Consider the following 12,865-nt stretch of genomic DNA (forward strand, 5'->3'; position numbering starts at 1 on the left):
AATATTTATAAAAAAACAAAATTTAAAATAGTGTATAATTATAATAATATGAATTTTTTTATTCTAAAAGATAAAATATATGATGCTTTAAAAAAAATAAATAATATAACATTTTTAAATAATTTAGATAATGAAAAAAATATTATTTTAAAATTAAAAAATAATATTTTATATATTATAGGAAATGACTCTGAAAATGAATTAATAATAAAAATACATTTAGAAAATAATTTTGAAGATGGTATTGTATTTATTTCTTATAAAAAATTAATTAATATTTGTAAATCAATACCAAATAAAACCGTGATTAATTTTTTAAAAGAAAAAAATTTTATAATTTTAAAGACAGATAAATCTTTATTTCACATAAAATTATATAGTTTAGATAAATTTAATTCATATTTTAATTATGATAAAAGTATATATAATATATGCATATCTAAAATTAATTTAATTTTTTTATTAAAAAGTGTTTATATATCAATAGCTAATAATGATGTTAGAAATTATTTAAACGGACTTTATTTAAATATTTATGAAAATAAAATAATATCAATTTCAACTGATAGTTATAGATTATCATTTTCTAAAATTAATTTAATAAATAATATAAATAATTATTCATTTATAATTTATAAAAAATCAGTTTTAGAAATAATTAAAATTTTTGATAACATAGAATTTTTAAATATATATATATATATATATAGCAAATTTATAACATTTTGTTCAAATAATTATAAATTTACATCTAGATTCTTAAATGATGAATTTCCAAATTGTAATGATATTATAAATAAAAACTTTATACACATTGTTAAAATAGATAAAGATTATCTTATAAATGTTATTTATAGAATTTCTTCAATATTAGAAAGTAAAAATTATTTAATAATACTTAATTTTATAAAAAATAATATTTTAATAAGTTCTATAAATTCTAACGACGAATCTGCAAAAGAAAATATAGATATTATTTATGATGGACCTAAAATACAAATAGGAATAAATTATAAATATATATTAGATATATTATTAATATTAGAACAAAAATATATTTTATTTAAATTTAATGATGATAAATCAAGTATAGAAATAAATGAAGAAAATAATTTAGATAGAAAATATATTATAATGCCTATAAGAATATAAATTTTTAAAATAATGAATAAATATAACGCTTCAAATATAAAAGTTTTAAAAGGACTAGATGCTGTAAAAAAAAGACCAGGTATGTATATAGGAAATACTGAAGATGGAACAGGATTTCATCATATGGTTTTTGAAGTAATAGATAATTCTATAGATGAATCGTTAGAAGGTTATTGTGATAATATATATATAAAAATTTACAATGATAATTCTATCTCTGTATATGATAATGGAAGAGGAATACCAGTTGATTTAAATACAGAATATAATAAATCTTCTGCAGAAATAATAATGACTATATTACATTCCGGTGGGAAATTTGATAATGAATCTTATAAAATATCAGGAGGATTACATGGTGTTGGAATATCAGTTGTAAATGCTTTATCAAGTAAATTAGAATTAATTATATATAAAAATGGTAAAATATATAAACAAATATATATAAACGGAAATCCAGAAAAAAATATTGAAGAAATAGGCAATACTGATAAAAATGGAACATTTATAAGATTTTGGCCAAATTTAGAAATTTTTACTAAAAATAATGTATTCCAATATAATATTTTATATAAAAGATTATTAGAATTATCATTTTTAAATAGTAAACTATCAATAACATTAGAAGATAAAAGAAATAATATAATACAAAATTTTAAAAATACAGAAGGATTAAAATCTTTTATAAAATTTTTAATAGAAAAAGAAAATGTATTACATCAAAATTATTGTTATATATATGAAGTAAAAAATAATATTGAAATAGAAATTATATTACAATGGGTAGATAATTTTAAAGAAACATTTTATTGTTTTACTAACAATATAAAACAAAAAGATGGAGGAACCCATTTATCAGCAGTAAAATCTTCTATAACAAAAACTATAAATTTATATATAAAAGAACAAAAAAAAAAAATAAAACATGATATTATAGGAGATGATACAAGAGAAGGATTAATATGTATAATATCTATAAAATTTCCTAATCCTAAATTTTCTTCACAAACTAAAGATAAATTAATTTCATCAGAAATAAAAAATTCTATTGAAAGTGTAGTATCTGAAAAATTCATGGATTTTCTAATAGAAAATCCTATAGATTCTAAATGTATAATAAATAAAATAATTCAATCTTTATTATCAAGAGAAGCTGCAAAAAAAGCTAAAGAAATAGTAAGAAAAAAAAATCAATTTGATTTTAATAAATTAGTTGGTAAATTGTCAGATTGTCAAGAAAAAAATCCAGCATTTTCAGAATTATATTTAGTTGAAGGAGATTCTGCTGGTGGTTCAGCTAAACAAGCTAGAAATAGAAAAAATCAAGCAGTTTTATCTTTAAAAGGAAAAATAATAAATGTAGAAAAATCTAACTTAGACAAAATTTTACTTTCTAAAGAAATATTAAATTTAATAACAGTAATGGGATGTGGAATTGAAAAACATAATTTTAATATAAATAAATTAAGATATCAAAAAATAATAATAATGACTGATGCTGATGTTGATGGATCACATATAAGAACATTATTATTAACATTTTTCTATAGATTTTTGCCAGAAATAATAAAAAAAGGTTTTTTATATATAGCTCAACCTCCATTATATAAAATAATAAAAAATAAAAAAGAAAAATATTTAAAAAATTATAATGAATTAATAAAATTTAAAATAAAATTTATAATAGAAAATTTTTATAAGTATATGTATATAGATAAAAAATATTACTTAAATTTAGAAGATATACTATATGATTATATAAATATAAAAAATATAATGTTAAGTTTAGAAAACAAAATACCATATAATTTTTTATCTTTTTTAACAATATATGAAATATTTGATTTAGATAAAATAAATGATTTTAATTATTTTAATCAATATATAAATAATATTTTTGTAAAATTTAATGAAATTAATAATAATTTATATAAATTTGAAATAAATAATTTAAGTAAAAATAATTTTTTATTAATTATAAAAGAATTAAAAAATGGTATATATATAAATTATTTTATTAAAAATATTTTTTTTAATAGTATTGATTATATAAAAATATCAAAATTTAATGTTAAAATTAATTATTTTATTAAATTAATAAAAAATAATAATTTTATTAATTTTTATAATATTATAGATTTATTATTAGAAGATTCTATAAAAAATATGATTATACATAGATATAAAGGATTAGGAGAAATGAATCCTATACAATTATGGGATACTACAATGAATCCTAATAATAGAAATTTATTAAAAATTATAATTAATAATGATGATGAATCTAATAGTTTATTTAATATACTTATGGGAGAATCTGTAGATTTAAGAAAAAAATTTATAGAAGATTATTCAAATCAAGTTGAAAATTTAGATATATAAAAAAAATTAAAATTATATTTCTTTATATCTAGTTGATGGAAATAATATTACATCTTTTATATTATTAATATTTGCTAATATCATTATAAGTCTATCTATTCCTATACCAATACCAGATGTTGGCGGTAAACCATATTTTAAAGCATCTATATAATTTTTATCAAAACTTTTATTTTTTTTAAATTTATTTTGTTTTTTAAATCTTAAAATCTGATCTTTAAAATTGTTTAATTCTGAAAATCCATTTGCTATTTCTAATCCATTTATAAATAATTCAAATCTATCTGCAATATCTTTATTTTTAATATTTCTTTTTGATAATGGAGAAATTTCTATAGGATAATTTATAATAAATGTAGGATATATTAATTTATTTTCCACAGTTTTTTTAAAAATTTCATAACGTAATTTTAATAAAGATATATTGTTTTCTATATTAATTTCTATAGATTTTGCATAATTATAACAACTTTTATAATCATCAATATTAAGATTTTTATTAAATTTTATTAAAGATTCTTCTATAGACATTATATTAAAATCTTTTAATAAATCTATATTTATATTATTAATTTTTAATATAGAACTCTTAAAAATTTTTAAATATATATTTCTTATTAAATTTTGTATAAATGTAATTAAATATTTATAATTTTTATAAGATATATATAGTTCTAACATAGTAAATTCGGGATTATGTTTATGAGAAATTCCTTCATTTCTAAAATTTTTTCCTATTTCAAAAATTTTATTAAATCCACCAACTATTAACTTTTTCAAATATAATTCTGGAGATATTCTTAAATAATAATTTTTATTAAATATATCTAATTTAGTTTTAAAAGAATTAGCTTCTGCTCCTCCTATCAATGATTGTAATATAGGAGTTTCAACTTCTATAAAATGTTTTTTAAATAAAAAATTTCTAATTTCTAATATTATCTTAGACCTAATTAAAAATATATCTTTAGATTTATTATTTACTATTAAATCTAAATATCTTTTTTTATATTTATAATTTTCTTTTATAGATAAATTACTTTTTACATATAATTTATTAAAACAGTTTACTAATATATTTATTTTATTACAATTAATTGTTAATTCATTAACATTAGTTTTAAATAAATATCCTTTAATTTTTAATATAGATCCAATATTAATTTTTTTTAATTTTATATTTTTTAATAAAAAATTATAAGAAAAATATATTTGTATAGAATTGAATATATCTTGTATTGTAAAAAACATAACTTTTCCTATAATTCTTTTATACATTAATCTTCCATAAGTTATAACATTTATTTTATTAGAATTAAAATAATCTTTATTAAAATATTTATATTTTTTTATTATATTTTCTATATACATTTTTTAAATTATTAATGTTTTTTTAAAATTTATTAAAAAAAATATTTTTTTTTAAATATTTAATTTTAAACTTTTTTCAACAAAAATTTCTATATTTCCATTTAATATATATTTAACATTTTTAGTTGTTATTCCAGTTTTTAAATCTTTTATTATAGAATTATCAAATATATAAAATCTTTTATAATCACCTGACCAACTTATATTAGATTTTAAATTATATAAAAATTTTTTATTATTTTCTATATTATTAATATTTATTTTATTTAATTTATATTTTAATTTATTAAAAGCTATATTTTTATTTTTATTTTGCGATTTAGTATCTTGAGATTTAGAAATAATTCCAGTAGGAATATGTTTTAAAATAACACTAGATTTAGTTTTATTAATATGTTGTCCGCCATGACCAGAAGATTTACAAAAACTTATTTTTATATCTTTATAATCAATATTATCTATTTTTTCATAATTAAAAGCATTTTTTTTATAAATATCAACAGATCCAAAAGAAGTATGTCTTTTCCAAAAATTAAAAGGACTTTTTCTTATTAATTTATGAATACCTTTTTCTGTTTTAAATAATCCATATGAATACATTCCATCTATTTCTAATATTATATTTTTATTTTTATTACTTTCTAATGAAAAAGATGATTTTATATTAACATTTAATTTATTTAAATTAGCCCATTTTATATACATTTTAGATAAAATTACTATCCAATTTCTAGAATCTATACCTCCTGATCCAGATTGTATATGAACAATACAAGAATTTTCATCATCTTTTTTAAAAAAATGTTCAAACATAAATTAAAAAAAATTATTTTTTTTCTAAAAGTAAATTATTTATAAAATTATTATCAGATATATCTAAATATAAATTAATATATCTATGTTTTTTATCAAAATCTATAATTCTAAATATATATTTTTTATTATAAATAAGAAAATTATTATTTAAATTAGAATAATTTATTATTTTCCCTAATATATAATCATTTATTTTAACAAAATTTTTATTTTCTAATATAGTTCCATATATCATATTTTTCTTTAAATTTTCATGATAAAAAATATCAAATGGATCTTTATACATTTGTTTTATACCAAGAGAAATTCTAAATTTATTTAAATCTATTTGTAATATTATAGATTCTATTTGAGTATTTTTACTATATTTTGATAAATCTTTTTTTGGATCTAGTAACCATGAAATATCAGTAATATGTATTAATCCGTCTATATCATTTGATAATTCTACAAATATTCCAAATTCTGTTATAGATTTTACATTACCTTGAATTTTATCTCCTATCTTATACTTATTATTAAATGATATCCAAGGATTATCTTTACATTGTTTTAATCCTAAAGAAATTCTTCTACTATCTATATTTATATCAAGTATCATAATTTCTATAATATCATTAATTTTTACTATTTTTGAAGGATTAATATTTTTATATTTCCAATCTATTTCTGAAATATGAACTAATCCTTCTATTCCATCTTCAATTTCAACAAAAAAGCCATAATCAGTTAAATTTGTAACTCTTCCTTCTAATTTAGTATATTTAGGATATTTTTCTAAAATTTTTAACCAAGGATCATCTGATAATTGTTTTAATCCTAAAGAAATTTTAGATGATTCTACATCAAAATTAATTATTTTAACATCTATTTCATCTCCTAAATTAACAATTTCTGATGGATGTTTTATTCTTTTCCAAGTTATATCTGTTATATGTAATAATCCATCAACAAAGCCTAAATCTATAAAAGCTCCATAATCAGTTATATTTTTTACAACCCCTTTTACTATATCATTAACTTTTAAATTATTTAAAAATTCTTCTTTATTTTTTGCATTATCAAATTTTATTATAGCTTTTCTAGATAAAATTATATTATTATTTTTTTTATCTAATTTTATTATTTTTAATTCTAAATTTTCCCCTTCTACGTTTGTAGAGTTCATTAACTTAAAATCAACTAAAGATCCTGGTAAAAAAGCTCTTATATTTTCTACTAAAATTATAAAACCTCCTTTTACTTTTTCTATTATTTTCCCTACTATTATTGAATCTTCTTTAAAAATTTTATTTAATTTTTCCCATGAATTAAATATTTTAGCCTTTTTTCTAGATAATATTGTTTTTCCATATCCATTTTCTATTGAATCCAAATACACTTCAACCACATCTCCTAAATTAACTTCTAATGAATTATTTTCATCTATAAATTCTTCAATTGGTATATAAGATTCTGATTTTAATCCAGAATCTACTATAATAAAATTTTTTTCTATAGAAATTACTGTCCCTTTTAAAATTTTTTTATAGTTATTAATTTTTAATTTAGAAAAATTTTCAAAAATTTTTGAAAAAGTTTTTATCATAAAAAAATATTTATTTATTAAAATTAAATTACTAATTTTATTATAACATTAATATATATTAAAAATCTTTTACTTTTTTTTTTAAAAAAATTAATTTACAATTATTTTATTTAAAAGTTTAAAATAATTAGGAAAACTTTTATTTACACAATTTGGATTATTTATAATTATTTTTACATTAAATAATGGGATTAAAGAAAAACACATAGCTATTCTATGATCGTTATATGTATCTATAATTGCTGGTTTAAATTTATTTGGAGGGGTTATTGATATATAATCATTTCCCTCTTTAATATTAGCGCCTATTTTTCTTAATTCATTAGCCATAGCCTGAATTCTATCTGTTTCTTTAACTCTCCAATTATATATATTTTTTATAACAGATTTATCATTTGAACATAAACAAACAATAGCTAATGTCATAGCAGAATCTGGTATATTATTAGCATCTATATCTATAGATTTTAAATAATTAAAATTATTTTTACTATTTATAAATTTTTTATTAATAGTTATATTTGCTCCAATTTTTTTTAATATTTTTACAAATTTTATATCACCTTGAATACTATTTTTTCCAATACCAATAATATTTACATTATTATTATGTTTTATAGCTCCTCCTGCTACAAAATAAGAAGCGCTTGATGCATCACTTTCTATTTTATATATTTTTGGAGAAATATATTTTTGATTACCTTTAATATAAATTTTTTTATAATTATAATTAACAATTTCTATACCAAAATCTTTCATCATTTTAATAGTTATATCTATATAAGATTTTGAAACTAAATTATTTATAATTTCTATATTAGTATCATTTTTTAAAATCGGAGAAATCATTAATATAGAACTTAGAAATTGACTAGATATAGAACCATTTATAAATAAATTTCCTCCATTATATCCTCCAAGAATTTGTAATGGAGGAAATCCATTTTTTTCTAAATAATTTATAGTCGCGCCTCCATTTCTTAATATATCAACTAAATGATTAATAGGTCTATTTTTCATTCTATTATCTCCAGTCAATATTATATTAATATTTTTATATATTGATAAATATGATAAAATAAATCTCATAACTGTTCCAGCATTTCCTGTATATAATATTTTTTTTTCTTTTAAAAATAATTTTTTAGAAGAATTAATAATTGCAATATCTTCATTATTAAAATTTATATTTACTTTTAATTTTTTTAATATTGATATCATATAATTTACATCATCGCATTTTAATATATTAATTAATTTAGTAGAATGATCATAACATAAGGATGATAATAATAATGCTCTATTTGATATACTTTTTGATCCTGGTATATAGACATCTCCTATTAAATTTTTAATAGGATTTATAACTAATTTTTTTTCTTCTTTCATAAAATCTATAAAATTAAGTTTATATAATATATAATATATATATATTATATAATATATATACTTTCTTTACATTAAATATTTATTAATAATATTTTTTTAAAACTTCTGGTATATCAAAATCCAAATTCTTGTTTTGATAATTTTCTATTATAGCTGCTAAAATTCTACTAACAGCTAATCCAGAACCATTTATTATATGTGTTAATAAAATATTATTATTTTTATCTCTATACCTTGATAAAATTCTTCTAGATTGAAAATCCAAAGTATTAGAACATGAAGATACTTCAATATATTTATTTTTGTATGGAAACCAAACTTCTAAATCATAAGTTTTATATGATGTAAACGGTAATTCATTAGAAGATAATAAAATCTTTCTATAATGTAAATTTAATAATTTTAATATAATTTCAGAATCATTAGTTAATTCTTCCAAATGTTTTTTAGAACTATTTTGATCTACTATTCTTATAAGTTCTACTTTATCAAATTGATTTAATTTTATTAAACCACAATTATTTTTACCATAAGAATTAAATTCTGTTCTAAAACAAGGAGTATATGAAACATATTTTATAGGAATTTGCTTTTCTGATAAAATTTTATTTCTAAATAAATTGATTAAAGGAACTTCAGATGTTGGTATTAAATAATAATTATTTGAATTATATATTATATTAAAAGAATCATTAATAAATTTAGGAAATTGACCAGAACCGTACATTGATTCCTTATTAACAATTAATGGTACATATATTTCTTCATAAAAATGTTTATTTATATGAATATCCAACATAAATTGTATAATAGATCTATTTAATTTTGCTATTTTATTTTTCATAATAACAAATTTTGACCCAGATATATTAGATGATAATTTAAAATCCATACAATCTAATTTTTTCCCTATTGAGATATAACTACTTATTTTAAAATCAAATGTTTTTTTATTTCCCCATTTATAAATAACTATATTTTTATTACTATTACCTATTGGTATACTATTATCATCAAATATATTTGGTATAGTATATAAATAGTTTTTAATTTCTACTTTAATTAAATTTAAATCTGATTTTAATTTATTAATTTTTTTTCTTATATTTTTAAAATTTAAATTATTAATATAATTCTTTTTACTTTTTTTTAATTTAAAATTATTTGAAAATTGATTTGATTTAAATCTTAAATTTTCTAATTTATTTTGTATACTTTTTCTTATATTATCTTTAGAAATTATAAAATCTATATCAATAATAAAATTTCTTTTTTTTAAATTATTTAAAACAAAATTTAAATTTTGTTTAATAAATTTTATACTTATCATGTTTTTATTCTAAATTATTTTACATTCTCTAACAATATAAATAAAATTTTTTAATTATTTTTTTAAAACATTTTATTTAATATTTTATATAATATTTAATAAATTATTTTTTAATTATTTAAATTTATATTAATATATAATAAATTAAATTAAAATATTTTTTTTAATAAAAATAAATAATAAAAAAATTTGATAAAAAAAGACAAAATATGATAATAAATAAAAAATTTATAGAAATGAAAGGTAAAATAATTAATACATTACCAAATACAAATTTTAAAGTAGAATTAGAAAATGGAAATATAATAATAGCTCATATATCTGGAAAAATTAGAAAAAATTATATAAAAATATTAAATGGAGACAATGTTATAGTACAAATAAGTCCTTATGATATTAGTAAAGGAAGAATAATATTTAGGAATAAATAAATATATAAAATAATATGAATATAAAAATAGAATATTGTAAAAAAAAAATAAATTATAAAAAAATCAATAATTTAATAAAAAAAATAAAATATATTAATCCTAATTACTTTGATATATATATACAATACAATAATACAAGTAAAATAACATTAGAAAATAATAATATAAAAAATTTTTATTTTAAAGAATTTAATGGAATTAATTGTAGATATATAAAAAATAAATTTATATATTCTATATCATCAAACAATATAGATTTAGATTTTATAAAAAATAATATAATAAATTGTAATAATTTTTTATATAATAAAAAAAATAAATTATATATAAAAAATAATTATTTATATGAATATAATAAATCTTTTAATAAAAATAGTAATATTAATAATCAATATTACATATATATAATAAAAAAAATACATAAATATATAAAAAAATATAATAATAATATAGAAAATATAAAAATTGATTTAATTAATTCTAAAGATAAAATATTAATAATAAATAATAATAAATACATTACAGATACAAGACCATTAATTATATTAAAGATATTAATAGAAATAAATATAAATAAAAAAAAATCTATAGGATTTTCTAGTATAGGATTAAGATCTAATATTTATGACATAGAAAATATAATACCAAATAAAAATATAACTTATATAAATAAATGTATAAATGATTCATTTGAAATGGCTATATCAAATTTATATGCAAAAGACGCTCCTTCCGGAAGATTTCCTATAGTTTTATCATCTGGATGTCCTGGAGTTCTATTACATGAAGCTATTGGTCATGCATTAGAAGCTGACTTTTTAAATGACAAAACATCTATTTTTCATAATAAATTAAATGAAAAAGTTACTTCTAAAATATGTACTATAGTAGATAATGGAAATTTTAAAAAATTAAATGGATATATAAATATAGATGATGAAGGTAACATTGGAAAATTAAATATATTAATAAAAAATGGAATATTAAAAAAATTTATGTCAGATATATATAATTCCATGTTAATGAATATAGAAATAACTGGTAATGGAAGAAGAGAATCATATAAAAATAATATTATACCTAGAATGACTAATACTTATTTATTACCAGGTAATAGCAATCCAAATGAAATAATTAATACAATAGATTATGGAATATATGCAAAAAATTTTACAGATGGACAAGTAGATATATCATCTGGTAATTTTACATTTTCAACATCTTTGGCGTTTTTAATTAAAAATGGAAAAATATCACATCCATTAAAAAGAATAACTTTAATAGGAAACAATATAGATATAATGAATAAAATATCTATGATTGGATCTGATTTTGAAATGGATTTAGGATCAAGTTTTTGTGTAAAAGATAATCAATATATTCCAGTAAGTGTTGGGCAACCAACAATTAAAATAGATAAAATTACAGTAGGAGGAACAAAATAAAAAATGTATACTTTAAATAGTCATAATTCTATAATGAAAAATGAAGTTATAAAATATTTAAATATTATAAATAATGGAATTTATATAGATGGAACTTTTGGATCAGGCGGACATTCTTTAATTATATTAGAAAAATTAAGTACAAATAGTAAATTATTTGTTTTTGATAAAGATATAAATTCTATAAATATTGCAAAATTAATAAAAGATAGTAGATTTTTTTACAAACATTCTTCATTTACAGAAATTAAAAATTTTTTAAATAAAAAAAAACTTTTAGGAAAAGTGAATGGAATAATAATAGATTTAGGAATTTCAAAAGATCAAATTTTTAATAGTAAAAGAGGTTTTACATTTTTAAAAAATGAAATATTAGATATGAGGATGGATAACACTATTGGTATTCCTGCTTTTTTATGGTTGAAAAAAGCTTCAATAAAAGATATAAATAAAGTTTTTAATAAATTTGGAGAAGAATATAAATATTCAAAACAAATATCAGAATATATATATAATTATAATAAACATAATACAATTAAATATACATTTGAATTAATAAAAATAATTAATTTATTTCATAAAAAAAAATATAAAAGAATAAATAATGTTACAAAATATTTTCAAGCCATAAGAATTTTTATTAATAATGAATTATATAATATAAAAAAATTATTATCAGATATAGTTGATATATTAGATATAAATGGAAGATTAATAATAATAAGTTTTAATTCATTAGAAACTAAAATAATAAAAAATTTTTTTAATATTAAAAATTATAATATAAATAATATACCATTACATTATAAAGATAAAAGAAATTTTATTAATATAAAAAATAATTTATACATGAAAAAAATAATTAAATTAAAACCAAACAAAGAAGAAATAATTAAAAATAAAAGTTCTAGAAGTGCGATAATGACAATATTTGAAAAAAAAATGATTTTACTAAAATAAT

10 protein-coding genes are annotated in these 12,865 nt (G+C 16.3%); 5 read left to right on the top strand and 5 right to left on the bottom strand.

Annotated features, from left to right (window positions below; translation table 11 throughout):
- The first annotated feature begins 48 nt into the window (after positions 1 to 48).
- Positions 49 to 1,152 carry a DNA polymerase III subunit beta gene (gene dnaN, locus NAREPO1_RS00005; RefSeq protein ID WP_130623980.1) on the top strand — a complete coding sequence of 368 codons (1,104 nt, stop codon included), beginning with the start codon at positions 49 to 51 and terminating at the stop codon, positions 1,150 to 1,152.
- 9 nt (positions 1,153 to 1,161) lie between these two features.
- A complete protein-coding gene (locus NAREPO1_RS00010; protein WP_130623981.1) occupies positions 1,162 to 3,534 on the top strand; it encodes a DNA gyrase subunit B in 2,373 nt (790 codons plus the stop codon).
- A 12-nt stretch (positions 3,535 to 3,546) separates the two neighbouring features.
- Here the strand turns inward: NAREPO1_RS00010 and lysS are convergent, their stop codons facing one another.
- The 5 genes from lysS to serS all read right to left on the bottom strand — a co-directional run bounded on the left by lysS (position 3,547) and on the right by serS (position 10,028).
- Positions 3,547 to 4,905: a lysine--tRNA ligase gene (gene lysS / locus NAREPO1_RS00015; RefSeq protein WP_130623982.1), complete on the bottom strand. Its 1,359-nt coding sequence runs from the start codon at positions 4,903 to 4,905 to the stop codon at positions 3,547 to 3,549.
- A gap of 51 nt (positions 4,906 to 4,956) precedes the next feature.
- Complete coding sequence (locus NAREPO1_RS00020; protein WP_130623983.1) at positions 4,957 to 5,718, bottom strand: peptide chain release factor-like protein; 762 nt, start codon at positions 5,716 to 5,718, stop codon at positions 4,957 to 4,959.
- Between the two features lie 13 nt (positions 5,719 to 5,731).
- Positions 5,732 to 7,309, bottom strand: a complete 1,578-nt coding sequence (locus NAREPO1_RS00025; RefSeq protein WP_130623984.1) for a 30S ribosomal protein S1 — start codon at positions 7,307 to 7,309, stop codon at positions 5,732 to 5,734.
- A gap of 90 nt (positions 7,310 to 7,399) precedes the next feature.
- Positions 7,400 to 8,698, bottom strand: a complete 1,299-nt coding sequence (aroA, locus tag NAREPO1_RS00030) for a 3-phosphoshikimate 1-carboxyvinyltransferase (RefSeq protein WP_130623985.1) — start codon at positions 8,696 to 8,698, stop codon at positions 7,400 to 7,402.
- 82 nt (positions 8,699 to 8,780) lie between these two features.
- Entirely contained in the window at positions 8,781 to 10,028 is a 1,248-nt protein-coding gene (gene serS / locus NAREPO1_RS00035; protein WP_130623986.1) for a serine--tRNA ligase, read from the bottom strand.
- 209 nt (positions 10,029 to 10,237) lie between these two features.
- Here serS and infA point away from each other — a divergent pair, with 209 nt between their 5' ends.
- The 3 genes from infA to rsmH are packed head-to-tail and all read left to right on the top strand — an operon-like array spanning position 10,238 to position 12,864.
- The gene (gene infA / locus NAREPO1_RS00040; protein WP_130623987.1) at positions 10,238 to 10,459 is read left to right on the top strand and encodes a translation initiation factor IF-1; all 222 of its coding nucleotides are present in this window, start codon (positions 10,238 to 10,240) and stop codon (positions 10,457 to 10,459) included.
- A 14-nt stretch (positions 10,460 to 10,473) separates the two neighbouring features.
- The gene (locus NAREPO1_RS00045; RefSeq protein ID WP_130623988.1) at positions 10,474 to 11,904 is read left to right on the top strand and encodes a metallopeptidase TldD-related protein; all 1,431 of its coding nucleotides are present in this window, start codon (positions 10,474 to 10,476) and stop codon (positions 11,902 to 11,904) included.
- Positions 11,905 to 11,907: 3 nt separating this feature from the next.
- A complete protein-coding gene (gene rsmH, locus NAREPO1_RS00050; RefSeq protein WP_130623989.1) occupies positions 11,908 to 12,864 on the top strand; it encodes a 16S rRNA (cytosine(1402)-N(4))-methyltransferase RsmH in 957 nt (318 codons plus the stop codon).
- Position 12,865: the final 1 nt, after the last annotated feature.

Origin of the sequence: endosymbiont of Euscepes postfasciatus (assembly GCF_004296535.1) — a bacterium.
Classification (GTDB): Bacteria; Pseudomonadota; Gammaproteobacteria; order Enterobacterales; family Enterobacteriaceae; genus Nardonella.

Coding starts and splice junctions, on each gene's coding strand:
- dnaN (WP_130623980.1), top strand. CDS start 49: ATGAATTTTTTTATTCTAAAAGATAAAATATATGATGCTTTAAAAAAA.
- lysS (WP_130623982.1), bottom strand. CDS start 4,905: ATGTATATAGAAAATATAATAAAAAAATATAAATATTTTAATAAAGAT.
- NAREPO1_RS00020 (WP_130623983.1), bottom strand. CDS start 5,718: ATGTTTGAACATTTTTTTAAAAAAGATGATGAAAATTCTTGTATTGTT.
- NAREPO1_RS00025 (WP_130623984.1), bottom strand. CDS start 7,309: ATGATAAAAACTTTTTCAAAAATTTTTGAAAATTTTTCTAAATTAAAA.
- aroA (WP_130623985.1), bottom strand. CDS start 8,698: ATGAAAGAAGAAAAAAAATTAGTTATAAATCCTATTAAAAATTTAATA.
- serS (WP_130623986.1), bottom strand. CDS start 10,028: ATGATAAGTATAAAATTTATTAAACAAAATTTAAATTTTGTTTTAAAT.
- infA (WP_130623987.1), top strand. CDS start 10,238: ATGATAATAAATAAAAAATTTATAGAAATGAAAGGTAAAATAATTAAT.
- NAREPO1_RS00045 (WP_130623988.1), top strand. CDS start 10,474: ATGAATATAAAAATAGAATATTGTAAAAAAAAAATAAATTATAAAAAA.
- rsmH (WP_130623989.1), top strand. CDS start 11,908: ATGTATACTTTAAATAGTCATAATTCTATAATGAAAAATGAAGTTATA.